The sequence below is a fragment of the Microcoleus sp. MON1_C5 genome, assembly GCF_036701875.1.
GTDB lineage: Bacteria > Cyanobacteriota > Cyanobacteriia > Cyanobacteriales > Microcoleaceae > Microcoleus.
In genome coordinates this window covers 24045-38706 of the sequence record NZ_JAUBRN010000059.1, presented here as the reverse complement: position 1 = coordinate 38706, position 14662 = coordinate 24045, and the positions used below count along the sequence as shown (strand labels likewise).

The window sequence follows — 14662 nt, the reverse complement described above, 5'->3', positions numbered from 1 at the left end:
TGACCGGATTGCTATGCCCGGTGAGGGTAGCAATGGGTTTTTGGCTTTGCAGGTGCCACAGTTTGATGGTGTTGTCACTGCTTGCAGAAGCCAAAGTTTTGCCATCTTGACTAAAAGCGACGTTAATGACCGGATTGCTATGCCCGGTGAGGGTAGCAATGGGTTTTTGGCTTTGCAGGTGCCACAGTTTGATGGTGTTGTCAAAGCTTGCCGAAGCCAAAGTTTTGCCATCTGGACTAAAGGCGACGCTATAGACCGGATTGCTATGCCCGGTGAGGGTAGCAATGGGTGTTTGGCTTTGCAGGTGCCACAGTTTGATGGTGTTGTCAAAGCTTGCCGAAGCCAAAGTCAAGCCATCTGGACTAAAGGCGACGCTATTGACCTCATTACTATGCCCGGCGAGGGTAGCAATGGGTGTTTGGTTTTGCAGGTGCCACAGTTTGATGGTGTTGTCACTGCTTGCAGAAGCCAAAGTTTTGCCATCTGGACTAAAGGCGACGCTTCTGACAGAATTGCTATGCCCGGTGAGGATAACGATGGGTTTTTGGGTTTGCACATTCCACAGTTTGATGGTGTTGTCACTGCTTGCAGAAGCCAAAGTCAAGCCATCTGGACTAAAGGCAACGCTCCAGACCGAATCGCTGTGTTCGGTGAGGGTAGCGATGGGTTTGTGGCTTTCTAGGTGCCACAGTTTGATGGTGTTGTCACTGCTTGCAGAAGCCAAAGTTTTGCCATCTGGACTAAAGGCGACGCTCAAGACCTGATTGCTATGCCCTCTGAGGGTAGCGATGAGTTTTTGGGTTTGCACATTCCACAGTTTGATGGTGTTGTCAAAGCTTGCAGAAGCCAAAGTTTTGCCATCTGGACTAAAGGCGACGCTTCGGACAGAATTTCTATGCCCGGTGAGGGTAGCGATGGGTTTTTGGGTTTGCACATTCCACAGTTTGATGGTGTTGTCAAAGCTTGCAGAAGCCAATGTCTTGCCATCTGGACTAAAGGCGACGCTTCTGACAGAATTGCTATGCCCTTCCAAACTATTGCGCTCTTTTACTGCGGACGCTGCTTGTTGCAGGGCAGCTATCACTCGTCCTGTAATATGTTTTGTCGTCTCGGCTGAAGAATCTAGTTGTTTGAATGCTTGCCCTGCCTTTAATGCTTCCAACAGTGCTTGGAGGGTCTGTCCTGAACGAAATGATTCATTAGAAAAAGCCGTTTCCTGGATGACATTTGCTAAATTCTGTGCTTGAGTGACTTTATAGGTGGCCAATTGCTCTGCTTTAATTAGCGTCTGATTCGCTTGAGTCAAAATTTTATTTGCTTTTTTTTGTGCTTCTAACTCTCGTTCAACTTCCCGTTGTTGTACTTCCCGACTGGCATTTAAAAACTGATAATCCAAATCGCTCAAACTTTTATCTGCGGCCCAAGTTTGAGCATCTTGCAAGGCTTGACCCCGCAACAGTCGCGATTCATCTTGGCAATCAGAATCTATCCAAGCTTTAAAACTTTCGCTGTAAGGGCGGAGTTCCGCTAATTGTTTTTCCACCCAATCCAGGTTAAAAACTGATTGATAAATCCGGTTATAAACTTTAAGTTTGCCAGACTGCTTAACCACCAACCCAGTTAATCGTAGTTCCATTTGTGCGGGACTATCATCAGTCGCTATTTCATTGTGCTGCAAAATTTGCTGATATAGTCCCAATAACCTACTTGCCCGTTGTTCGCTGCGTAAAACGCGATCGCGAATCGTCTTTAAATGCTCTGGTTCATCCTGCCCTTCCCAATTCTCAATTACTTTTTCTCGGACTAAATCTCCTACCCACTCAGCAGGATTTTGCCTGAAGGCAGAGTTGGCATGATTGAGCAGTAATTTACAAACTTTTTGCGTTAAAAACGGCTGTCCTCCTGTCCAATATAACACCGCTTCTAACAATGCTTGCGACTTTTCTGCTGGAGTTTCTAATCCTACTGCCAAAGGTTGCGCTTCTGCTAATTGAAACCCCGTTAACTCTATCCCTCGACCAATATTAAAAGGAGTGCGTCGCTTGTCTTGAATTAAATCTGATGGAGTTGCTACCCCTAACATCGTAAATGTTAATCGACGATAGTCGGGTTGATCAGCTCGATTATTATAGCAATCACGAATTACAGCAAAAAAATCTTCTATTTTAAAACTTAAACTCATTAAGCTGTCCGATTCATCGACAAAAATTACTATATCTTCTGAGATATTCTTGAGTAATACTTCTTCAATAAATTTACTAAATCTTTTAACATTCGATAGTAATCTGTTCTGCTCCCACCATTCATCTAAATCAAAAACGTCATACAAATCTAATCGGCTGACGATGCTATCAATCACGCCTGCATACCACTCTTCTGGCGTAATATCTGAGGTGCCAATTTCTGTGATATCAATGCTACTACAGGCGATTCCCTCTGCTTGTAACCGCTGCATTGTCCGCACTCGCAGGGATGATTTTCCCATTTGTCGGGAATTAAGAACATAGCAAAATTCTCCGGCTTTTAAAGCTTGATAAAGTTCTTCATCCGCCTTTCTCGTGACATAAGTTGGGGCGTTTGCAGGAAGGCTACCTCCAACTTGATATTGATAATCCTTCATAGGTCATTGGTAATTAATAGGTGGAAAATCAGAGAATCAAGGAATCAATTTGTACAGTCGTACAGGTTCATAAATTCCCTTTAACTGTTGCATACCTAAGTCAATCACATTTAAAGGTGAGTGGGTTTTAACTTCTTTTTCGCGGTTAATCACTTGTCTAATTGTTGCTGCTAGTTATGCCTTTTTTTGCTAGTTAACTAAATGGCATCGTAAATGATCGTAGTAAGGGCTTTCTTCAGTAGGAGCGACTTTTAGCAAGCGCTCTAAGGTAATTCTCCCCTTGGCAACTTGGTAGAGAGCAACTCGCACTAAATAAGGATGAGCACCCACCATTTCCATTAAGTCACAAATCTCTTGATTTGACCAATTTAATCGGTGTCGATTCACTAAATCTGTTACCTGTCTCTAATTTGATTGACTCTTGGTTGAGGTAATCAGCACACATCTGTTTATCCTCTTCTGTTGCTTTCGCATTGGTTCTGAGATAATCACTAATCCAGTTGCAACCGAATGCCATTAGTTTATCGAAATTCCAAATCCATAGTTTAATGGTGTTGTCACTGCTTGCAGAAGCCAAAGTCAAGCCATCTGGACTAAAGGCGACGCTATAGACAGAATTGCTATGCCCGGTGAGGGTAGCGATGGGTTGTTGGCTTTGCAGGTTCCACAGTTTGATGGTGCTGTCAAAGCTTGCAGAAGCCAAAGTCAAGCCATCTGGACTAAAGGCGACGCTATAGACAGAATCGCTGTGCCCGGTGAGGGTAGCGATGGGTTTTCGGCTTTCGAGGTGCCACAGTTTGATGGTTTTGTCACTGCTTGCAGAAGCCAAAGTCAAGCCATCTGGACTAAAGGCGACCCTATAGACCGGATTCCTATGCCCGGTGAGGGTAGCGATGGGTTTTTGGCTTTCCAGGTGCCACAGTTTGATGGTTTTGTCAAAGCTTGCAGAAGCCAAAGTCAAGCCATCGGGACTAAAGGCGACGCTATAGACCCAACTGCTATGCCCGGTGAGGGTAGCGATGGGTTTTTGGCTTTCGAGGTTCCACAGTTTGATGGTGTAGTCACTACTTGCAGAAGCCAATGTCTTGCCATCGGGACTAAAAACAACGTTATAGACCGGATTGCTATGCCCGGTGAGGGTAGCGATGGGCTTTTGGCTTTCCAGGTGCCACAGTTTGATGGTGTTGTCACTGCTTGCAGAAGCCAAAGTCAAGCCATCTGAACTAAAGGCGACGCTCAAGACAGAATTGCTATGCCCGGTGAGGGTAGCAATGGGTTTTTGGCTTTGCAGGTGCCACAGTTTGATGGTGTTGTCGTTACTTGCAGAAGCCAAAGTCAAGCCATCTGGACTAAAGGCGACGCTATAGACCCAATTGCTATGCCCGGTGAGGGTAGCGATGGGTTTTTGGGTTTGCAGATTCCAGAGTTTGATGGTGTTGTCAAAGCTTGCAGAAGCCAAAGTCAAGCCATCTGGACTAAAGGCGACGCTCAAGACAGAATTGCTATGCCCGGTGAGGGTAGCGATGGGTTTTTGGCTTTGCAGGTTCCAGAGTTTGATGATGTTGTCACTGCTTGCAGAAGCCAAAGTCAAGCCATCTGGACTAAAGGCAACGCTATAGAGACCACTGCTATGCCCAGTGAGGGTAGCGATCTCTTTTTGGGTTTTTAGGTGCCACAGTTTGATGGTTTTGTCATCGCTAGCAGAGGCCAAAGTTTTGCCATCGGGACTAAAGGCGACGCTATTGACCCAACAGCTATGTCCAGTGAGAGTAGCGATTTCTTTTTGGGTTTGCAGGTGCCACAGTTTGATGGTGTTGTCATCGCTGGCAGAAGCCAAAGTTTTGCCATCGGGACTAAAGGCGACCCTATTGACCATACTGGTATGCCCTTCCAAACTATTGCGTTCTTTGACTTCGGAAACGGCTTGTTGCAGTGCAGCTATCACTCGTCCTCTAATCTGTTTTGTCGTCTCGGCGGAAGCATCTAATTGTTTGAATGCTTGCCCTGCCTTTAATGCTTCCAACAGTGCTTGGAATGTCTGTCCTAAACGAAATGATTCATTAGAAAAAGCAGTTTCCTGGATGACATTTGCTAAATTCTGGGCTTGAGTGATTTTATATGTGGCCAATTCCTGCGCTTTAATTAACGTCTGATTCGCTTCTTTCAAAATTTGATTAGCTTGTCTCTGTGTTTCTAACTCTCGTTCAACTTCCCGTTGTTGTAATTCCCGACTGGCATTTAAAAACTGATAATCTAAATCGCTCAAACTTTTCTCTACTGCCCAAGTTTGAGCATCTTGCAACGCTTGCCCCCGCAATAGTCGCGATTCATCTTTACAATCAGACTCTATCCACACTTTAAAACTTTCGCTGTAAGGGCGAAGTTCTGCTAATTGTTTTTCCACCCAATCTAGGTTAAAAACCGATTGATAAATCCGGTTATAAACTTTAAGTTTACCCGACTGCTTAACCACCAAACCAGTTAACCGCAGTTCCATTTGTTCAGGACTATCATCAGCCGCTATCTCATTATTTTGCAAAATTTGCTGATATAAACCCAGCAACCGACTTGCCCGTTGTTCACTGCGTAAGATGCGACCTCGAATCGTCTTCAAATGTTCCGGTTCATCCTGTCCTTCCCAATTTTCAATTAGCTTTTCTCGAACTAAATTTTCTACCCACTCAGCAGGATTTTGTCTGGATGCAGAATTGGCATGATTGAGCAGTAAGTTACAAATTTTTTGCGTCAAAAATGGCTGTCCACCCGTCCAATATAACACCGCTTCTAACAAGGCTTGAGAATTTTCTGCTTGAGTTTCTAACCCCACTGCCAAAGGTTGGGATTCTGCTAATTGAAACCCCGTTAACTCTATTCCTCGACCAATATTAAACGGAGTGCGTCGCTTGTCTTGAATTAAATCTGAAGGAGTTGCCACCCCCAACATTGTAAAGGTTAATCGACGATAGTCGGGTTTATCTGCCCGATTATTATAGCAATCACGAATCACAGCAAAAAAATCTTCTATTTTAAAATTTAAGCTGAGTAAACTATCCGATTCATCTATAAAAATCACTATATTTTCTGAGAGATATTTTAATAATATTTCTTCAATAAAATTACTAAATCGTTTCACATTCGATAGTAATCTATTCTGCTCCCACCATTCATCTAAATCAAAAACGTCATCCAAATCAAATCGGCTAACGATGCTATAGATTGCACCCGCATACCACTGTTCTGGAGTGATATCTGATGTGCCAATTTCTGTGATATCAATACTACTACAGGCGATACCCTCTGCTTGTAACCGCTGCATTGTCCGCACTCGAAGGGATGATTTTCCCATTTGTCGGGAATTAAGAACATAGCAAAATTCTCCGGCTTTTAAAGCTTGATAAAGTTCTTCATCCGCCTTTCTAGTGACATAAGTTGGGGCGTTTGCAGGAAGGCTACCTCCAACTTGATATTGATAATCTTTCATAGGTTATTGTTAATTTATAGGTGGAAAATCAGAAAATTAAGGAATCAATTTGTACAGTCGTACAGGTTCAGGAATTCCCTTTAACTCTTGCATACCTAAGTCAATCACCTTTAAAGATAAATGGGTTTTAACGACTTGATAAATTGTCTCAGAAATACAGATTCCTCCTGGCTCTGCTTTCCCTTCTAAACGAGCAGCTAAATTTACACCAGCCCCCCTGATATCATTATTAAGAGAAAAAATTTCTCCCAAGTGAATACCAATGCGGTGTTGGAGGACATGACTCGCAGGTAAGGTTGTAGCAGCTTCGGCGAAATTTCGTTGTATTTCTAGCGCACAGGCAACTGCTTTTACGGCACTTTCGGGAAAGCAAATTAATAAACCATCGCCCATTTCTTTCAGGACTTTGCCTTGATATTTAACGCAGATGCCTCGGATGATGTTGAAATCTCGATTTACTAATTCTAGTGTCAGCTTTTGGTTGGCAACTGATAAAGCGGTGGAATTAACAACATCCGAAAACATAATAGCTGCTAAATTACTTTCTACGTGCAAGCTTGATTGGCTACTCGTTTGTTGCACAGGAGGAATATTCGGTTGGCGAGAGGCTAGGCGATCGCGAAAATATTGACGATACAAACCACAAAATGGCATTACAGCATTTCCCTGAAATTTGATCAACCCCATGCTTCGCAATTTAAAAGCCTCTCCGGTATTAATCTCTACAGGTTGTTCGCTGTTAATCACTTGTCTAATTGTTGCTGCTAGTTCTGCATCTGTTTCCAAGTTAACTAAATGCCGTCGTAAATGATCGTAGTAAGGGCCTTCTTCAGTAGGAGCGACTTTTAGCAAGCGCTCTAAGGTAATTCTCCCTCTGGCAACTTGGTAGAGAGCAACTCGAACTAAATAAGGATGACCGCCCACCATTTCCATCAGCTCACAAATTTTTTGATTTGACCAATTTAATTGGTGTCGATTCACTAAATCTGTTACCTGTCTCTGATTGAGTTCAGGTAAATCTATCGGCAATCCCACGTTAAATGGCGACTGATTAATATTGAGAGGAATATAAACTTCTTGAGAGTGAGAAATGACTAACCTTAGCTTTTTCCAAATTTCCTCATTTTTCCCCCGCTCGTGCCAAGCTCGTAATAATCCAAAGAAGTCGGTGGCTATTTCGGAATGCTGAAAAATCTGATCGACTTCATCTAACCCTAAAACAAGAGGCAGATCGCTGTCAGATAATAGATAGCGTTGGAAATACTTGGTGCTTTTATTTTTACTACCGAGAACGCCTCTCCAATATTCTCCTAACCTGTCTTCTAAATTTAATTCATTGGTAATCTCACCACAAAACCACTGCAATAACTCATCAATATTTGTGAGAAAACTGCCATCAGCCGATTGAAAATTCAAAGAAGCAGTTTGATATCCCTGTTCTTTGGCGTGGTATAAAATTCGCTGCACTAAGGAAGTTTTTCCCATTTGCCGCGGGGCTTTGACTCGGATTAAAGCTCCCGGTTTTACAATAGTTTGGTAGCACTCCGATTCAATGGGAGGCCGGTCAATATATAGGGGTGAATCTAAACTAACAGAACCTTCTGGGTTATCTAAATTGAGAATAGAAATGGGAGGTGCGGCGATCGATCGCGCATTTTCCAGCACAGGCGACGACTCCTCAACTATATCGCTAACAGAAGCATCGCGCGATCGCTCTGCTGCATCCAACTGGGAAAAATCCGACTTTTTCTTTAATACCGGAGTAAGTTCTTCGGGAATCCCTGCCATGCTGATGCTAACGCAACCCAATTTATAGGCACGTTCGATCGACTCCCCCGCCGCCAACGTATCGTAAAAACCTACAGCAAATTCTCGTGCGGCGTTATCTCCCACCGTTTGCTTCATGCCGATGACATAGGGAATGTGACGTGCGATCGCAGACGCTTGCACTTCTGAATAGCAAGCGTTGAGTATGACGCACTCCACGTACTCATTAAACGCCTCAAACAAAGCTGCTAAAGCTTTGGCATTTACCAGCTTAATCTGCCCCATGCCATCTTCTAGGGCTAAACCGCCTTCTCCTGCACCATGCCCAGAGAAATGTACAATCTCTGGTTTATAATCTAATACGGCTCGCTGCATCTCTCTTGGCGTCACCGCCCACTGTTGCTCCAGTTGGAACTTGTCGGCCTTTTTAGAGCGTTGCAACCCCTCTGCAATTTCCTTCGCCTCTTTCTGTAAGTCCACATGGGTGGTATTTTTGGGGTTGGCTGCCAAAAACAGGATAGTTTTTTTCTTTAAAGGATAAATGCTCATCAATGGAACCTTCACGCTTAGGAGATACAGGAGCTTAACGACACTACCCCAATCAGGGCGAGATATTTCTTGCCTTAACGGTATTTAAGCACAAACATCTTTATTTTTGTTGGTCAGTAAACTGGCAGAAACGATCGCCCTGAGTCAAGCATAACCAATCGAAAAGGCGATCGCTACTCTCTAGTAATCATTTGAGCAACCTATTCCAGAAGTGCGATCGGCTTCCCCTTTTGCAGTCCTATTTCATAAATATCGAGATTCTTTATAGTTTTATTCTCATGCCATATCCAGGATTTTTTGATGATTATTCTTGCCTAAATTAGTACATAAAATCTTCTATACTTCCGCACTTATTTAATCCACGCACTCAGAAAAAAAACGGTTTTTTTATCAACTCTGTGGATAACAACAATGATTTATTTTAGTTTACTTAAACAATCATTCAATTCCCCTACCAACCATTCTTTCTCAGCTTGCGGCAAAAATAAGCCAAAACAATAGTTACGCGACTTGGCGCGAATCCCGCAAAAAGTCATCGATTTTTTGAGCAATGGCAGATGAATTCCGCTCAACTTTACCCGCTGGATATCTTGAGGGCTGATTTGAATTGGTCTTGGTCTAGTGAATAGATAATAATCAATCCAACACAAGCACATCAAAGCATAAAATACGGTAAATATTATTACAGCTATGATTGATATAAATACAAATAGCGGAAATAATTTACCTAGCCAGTCGGCTACAGTGTATTTAAACAAGCTAACTGTCGAGTCCAGCGGTACGGGTATCACCCCTAGTAATAAGTGGAAAATTGGAAGGAGCAAAGAGCAGGGAAGTAAAACTTTACAAGTCAGATGAATGAAGTGGAAAAACCCTTTGAGTCTGCTAGGTGAACGATCGGGGTGTATATGGATGAATAACCACCGTTTCGCGTCAATTAAAGTAATTCGGGATTGTGGCGAGCGCTTAAACATTTTTTCGGGATTAATCCCACTTGGCTGTTCCCCTCGCAGCGCTAATAAAGCATCTTTGGCTGATTGAAATCGATCTTCAACTGCGGGTTCAATTATCTGATCTAACCACTCGGCAAACTCTGTAGAAATAGAGACGCGATCGCGGAATTTTACCTTCAGCTTTTGTCTGGGTAAATCCGATGGAAATTTCTGGGTTAACAGGAAAAGCAGCGTTGTTCCTAATCCATACAAATCTGTTGATAATACAGCTTTTCCCCTGAATTGTTCTGGTGCCATGTAACCGTAGGTTCCGACAACGGTACTGCCTCCAGTAACGGTATGATGGTAAGTATTTTGAACGGCGCCAAAATCAACTAGGAAGACTCGCCCATTTTTTTGCAGAATAATATTTTGGGGTTTAATATCTCGGTGGATAGTAGCAGGTAACAGCGATTGCAGATAAGCCAGAATTTCTAGCAATTGATAGGCGATATGACGAACTTGCGCTTCATTTGGTTTCCAGCCATTTTCTATCAACTGTGCGAGAGATTTTCCCGGTGCGAGTTGTTGGGCGATATAAAAACAACGATCTTGGGAAGTATCCACTTGAAAGTAGTCAATGTAGCGAGGAATTCCCGGATGATTCAATCCCGATAAAGTTTTTGCTTCTCGTTCAAATAACTCGATTTTCTTCCATTCAGTTGTCAGGCGCAGGGATAAAGCTTTGAGTGCAACTTTTTGATTGCTGTTTAAATCTACAGCAGCATAGGTGATGCCCACTCCACCCTGTCCTAATTTGCCGATAATGCGATATCTTTCAGCAATAATTTTTTCCGATTGTTGTAGTGTTTTCATATTTTTGTGCCAGAGTTGATTGTGGATGATTAGTAGGTTGCACCGCGAGATATGAGTATTTTGGCTGCTGCTTCTCCGTCGGGGTTCCAGTTGGTTGCTGCTATCTTTAGGGGCGTGTCGCCATAGCAGTTTGTAGCGTTGATTGTTGCACCTTTAACAATCAGTAATTTTAAGATTTCTACAGTGCCATAATGTGCTGCTTTGTGCAGGGGAGTTGTGTCACACTTATCTCTATTATTAACATCTGCACCGTTTTTAATTAGCAGTGCAGCAATATCATTGTGTCCGATCGCGATCGCTTGATACAATGGAGTTTGACCGTTCGCATTTCTAACGTTTACCCTTGCACCATTAGCAATTAGCAGTTCAGCGATATCTTGAGAGCCTTGAGCAACAGCAAGATGCAGGGGAGTTTGAAGCAAGTTATTTTTGGCATTAACGAATGCACCTTTGGCAATGAGTTGTTTGGCTACATCCTCAAGTTTGAAATCGAGAGCGATATGTAATAAAGTTCTGCCTTCTTTGTCTTCACTATTAACATCTGGGTTTTTACTAATTAGCAGCGCCACTGTATCCTGAAGTTTCAGGTCTACGGCGATATCCAGTGGAGTTTTTCTTTGATTATCCTGGATATTAATTTCTGCACCTTTAGCAATCAGCAATTTTAAGATTTTTACAGTGCCATAATGTGCGGCTTTGTGCAGTGGAGTTGTGCCAGATCCATCTATATTATTGACATCTGTACCGTTGTTAATTAGCAGTGCAGCAATCTCATTGTGTCCGATCGCGATCGCTCGATACAATGGAGTTTGACCGTTCTCATTTCTAACGTTAACCCTTGCACCATTAGCAATTAGCAGTTCAGCGAGATCTTGAGATCCTCGATCGACAGCTAGGTGTAACGGAGTATTTCCAGATTTGTCCCTAGCATTGACATCCAACATTAGCAAAGCAGCAACTTCTTTTGTGGTTGCATAGTGCAGTGGAGTTCTTCGATAGTCATCGCGGATCGCCACATTTGCACCGTCTTTAATTAGCTGTTGTACCAACTCCTTAAAACCTATTTGGGCTGCGTTATGTAATAAAGCTGTACTCTTGCCATTTTGGGCATTGTCTTCTTTGATGTTAATTTTTGCGCCTGCGGCGAGTAGTATCTTTGCGATCGCCTTCGATCGCGCCGTATGTAGAGGAGTCATGCCATTTTTGTTTTTGGCATTGACATCCGCACCTTTAGCAATCAGCAACTTGGCCATTTCAGGCGATCGGGCAGAGAACAGCGGAGTTCTATTAAAATATAGACTTCCTGTCCTGGCGTTAATATCTGCACCTTTAGCAATTAGCGTCTGTGCCACTTTTATGCGATCGGACACAGCAGCCATGTGTAATGGGGTACCGCCATGTGTACCCTTAACGTTGACATCTACACCCTTGGCAATTAACAATTCTGCCACCTCTTTTGAGCCAGCGAAGTGTAGTAAATTATAATTGCCTACCCTGCTATTGGCACTAATACCAAGATCCAGATAATGCCTAACAGTTTTAGTATCTCCCTGTTCAACAGCATTGATAACTGCATCGGGTGTGAATCCAATCCGGTTGAGGATGGGATATTTAAAGTGATTTAAAACAGCAACAGTAGCAATAGCAGCAATTCCTATTTTGAGGCGTTTTTCCCATTGCGTCGATCGATCGGATTTAACGCTAACTATTCGAGGATGGCGCAGCAATTCAAGCGCTTCTTTTGCCGAGTTAAAGCGGTTTTCTAAGTCTGACGCTATCATTTTTTCTAACCAATCGGCAAATGCTGAAGAAATCTGAATTTGAGAGCGAAAATCTCTCTCTAGTATATTTGTTGGTAATTCCGCCGGGGAACGGTGGGTTAGTAAATACAACAATGTCGCTCCTAAACCATATAAATCTGTTGCAGGTACGGCTTGTCCGAGACATTGTTCTGGAGCCATATAACCATAGGTTCCAACTACGGTACTTCCTCGCATTAAAGTATTGTAATAAGTGTTTTGTACTGCTCCAAAATCTACTAAGCAGACTGCCCAGTCTTTTTCTTTGTGGGAATCGATCGGCGATTTGAAAACAATATTTTCTGGTTTAATATCCCGGTGGATAACAGGTGGTGTCTGTGAATGGAGATAAACTAAAATCTCCAAAATTTGTGTAGCAATGCGTTGAATTTCGGACTCACTAGCGTGCCAGCCACTTTCGACTAAACTTGCTAGAGATTGCCCTTGGGCCAGTTCTTGTACTATATAAAAACAACGGTTGTCGGGAGTATCGACATAAAAATAATCCAAATAACGCGGAATTCCCGGATGATTCAATTTTGATAAAACATTGGCTTCTCGTTCAAATAGTTCCAACACTTTCCAGTCGTTCATCTTCTGTAAAGACAAAGCTTTGAGTGCGACTCGCTGGTTTGTTTTGAGGTCAAGGGCTTCGTAAGTTGTGCTACTACCGCCTTCTCCGAGTAGATTTTTAATCTGATAGTGTTTGACTAAGTTATGGGAATTTTTTTGAATAATATCCATAGCATTATCCTGGGTTGATGAGTACCAAGAAACATTTTCTAGTTGGGTTTTTGTAACTCAAATTTTGAAAAATTTATGCAATGTAAATTGAGTGTCTGAGTATATTTCAAACAAGTCAATAGAAAAGTCAATGACTGACTCTGTATATTTGCTTAAATTTCAATTACCGTATTTCTATGGATAGCTTACCCAGAATTTTGGAGTGTCATATCACCTTTGGCGAAAATTTACGTACGGGATCTCGATCGTAATCGAGCCGATAATCATAGCCGACGCGATCGTAAATGCCTGCAAGCAATTCCGGCAAATTAACAATAGGTTCTACATCTTCTTCGCGCAAAGGAAGTTGTCGGTCTTTTTGAGATGCTAGCCAACGTTCGTAGGCTTCTCTATCGCCACTTTCTCTCTCAGCGCCCTCTGCGTCCTCTGCGGTTAATAAAAAATTATAGTGATTTTTGATACACTTTCCGGCTCAACAGTCGATCGAACTCCTCAATTTTCGATGCGGATCTAAAATTCACCTAAAGTTCGACGCCCTTTGGCAAAACCCTTCCTAAGATAGAAGTTGGGGGACGATCGGTCTCGTAGCCGATTCAGGAGCAAGTGTCAAGGACTCCATCGAACCCAAATCCAGAGCAGCAAGACAGGGAGGACATCAAAATCATGGTAAACGCGCCGACAGGGGAAACCCGCCTGGGCCCGACCGATCAGGTGCAAGCCTTAGACCGCGATTGCACAACCCTATCTCGTCACGTACTCCAGCAACTTCACAGCTTTTCAACAGATGCTCAGGATCTCAGCGCCCTGATGAATCGCATCGGACTAGCTGCCAAGCTGATCGCCAGGCGACTCAGCAGAGCCGGATTAATGGCAGATGCCTTGGGGTTTACAGGGGCTACGAACGTGCAGGGAGAATCCGTCAAAAAGATGGATATCTATGCCAATGAAGTGTTTATCTCGGTATTCCAGCAAAGCGGACTTGTCTGCCGCTTGGCTTCGGAGGAAATGGAAAAACCCTACTACATTCCCGAAAACTGTCCGATCGGACGCTACAGTCTGCTCTACGACCCCATAGACGGTTCTTCCAATCTTGACATCAATCTCAATGTAGGCTCCATATTCAGCATCCGCAAGCAAGAGGGGGACGATGAAGACGGTTCTGCTTCCGACTTGCTGCAACACGGACACAAACAAATAGCGGCAGGCTACGTACTCTACGGCCCGAGTACCATGCTGGTTTATTCGATCGGTCAGGGCGTTCATTCCTTTACTCTCGATCCCAGTTTGGGCGAGTTTATTCTAGCTAACGAAAACATTAAGGTTCCCGATCGCGGCCCGATTTACAGCGTTAATGAAGGCAACTTCTGGCAGTGGGAGGAATCTTTGAGGGACTACATTCGCTACGTACACCGCAGCGAAGGCTACAGCGCCCGGTACGGCGGGGCTTTGGTGGGAGATTTCCACCGGATTTTGTTCCAGGGAGGCGTGTTTTTGTACCCCGGAACGGTGAAAAACCCCGAGGGCAAATTGCGCTTGCTCTACGAATCGGCTCCTTTGGCGTTTTTGATGGAGCAAGCCGGCGGGCGGGCAAGTACAGGTATTCAAGACATCTTGGATGTAGTGCCGACCAAGCTGCACGAGCGATCGCCCTTGATTATCGGCAGTAAAGAAAATGTAGCGATGGTCGAGTCTTTTATTCAAGATCGAGCGCGCAATCCTAGAACAGTCCAAGCGTGAAGGAAGAGGGAAGAGGGAAGAAGGAAGAAGGAAAAGGGAAGAAGGAAGAGGGTTTTAACTTCTAACTTTCCAGTCCGAATTGCCAATTCCCAATTGCCAACTTTCAATTACAAATTCCCAATTTTCAATTACAAATTCCCAATTTCCCAGTCCCAAT

Annotated in this window: 8 protein-coding genes; 1 reads left to right on the top strand and 7 read right to left on the bottom strand. The window is 43.5% G+C overall.

Translation table 11 applies throughout. The annotated features are described in order from the left end of the window. From QUA71_RS23365 to QUA71_RS23335, 7 genes are all read right to left on the bottom strand, one after another. The coding region (locus QUA71_RS23365) for a WD40 domain-containing protein (protein ID WP_333288687.1) at positions 1 to 2620 on the bottom strand (2620 nt) is incomplete at its 3' end. A 189-nt stretch (positions 2621 to 2809) separates the two neighbouring features. Then, entirely contained in the window at positions 2810 to 3007 is a 198-nt protein-coding gene (locus QUA71_RS23360; RefSeq protein ID WP_333288685.1) for an AAA-like domain-containing protein, read from the bottom strand. After that, entirely contained in the window at positions 2964 to 6101 is a 3138-nt protein-coding gene (locus tag QUA71_RS23355) for an AAA-like domain-containing protein (protein ID WP_333288683.1), read from the bottom strand. The genes QUA71_RS23360 and QUA71_RS23355 overlap by 44 nt, the downstream gene beginning before the upstream one ends. A 36-nt stretch (positions 6102 to 6137) precedes the next feature. Beyond that, a complete protein-coding gene (locus QUA71_RS23350; protein WP_333288681.1) occupies positions 6138 to 8417 on the bottom strand; it encodes an AAA-like domain-containing protein in 2280 nt (759 codons plus the stop codon). Between the two features lie 416 nt (positions 8418 to 8833). Then, positions 8834 to 10225, bottom strand: a complete 1392-nt coding sequence (locus QUA71_RS23345; RefSeq protein WP_190657824.1) for a serine/threonine-protein kinase — start codon at positions 10223 to 10225, stop codon at positions 8834 to 8836. Between the two features lie 29 nt (positions 10226 to 10254). Further along, positions 10255 to 12768, bottom strand: a complete 2514-nt coding sequence (locus QUA71_RS23340) for an ankyrin repeat domain-containing protein (protein WP_333288679.1) — start codon at positions 12766 to 12768, stop codon at positions 10255 to 10257. Between the two features lie 205 nt (positions 12769 to 12973). Continuing rightward, entirely contained in the window at positions 12974 to 13108 is a 135-nt protein-coding gene (locus QUA71_RS23335; protein ID WP_333288677.1) for a DUF4058 family protein, read from the bottom strand. Positions 13109 to 13431: 323 nt separating this feature from the next. On the opposite strand from QUA71_RS23335, the gene fbp reads away from it, so the two are divergent. Continuing rightward, positions 13432 to 14505, top strand: a complete 1074-nt coding sequence (gene fbp / locus QUA71_RS23330) for a class 1 fructose-bisphosphatase (protein WP_333288693.1) — start codon at positions 13432 to 13434, stop codon at positions 14503 to 14505. Positions 14506 to 14662: the final 157 nt, after the last annotated feature.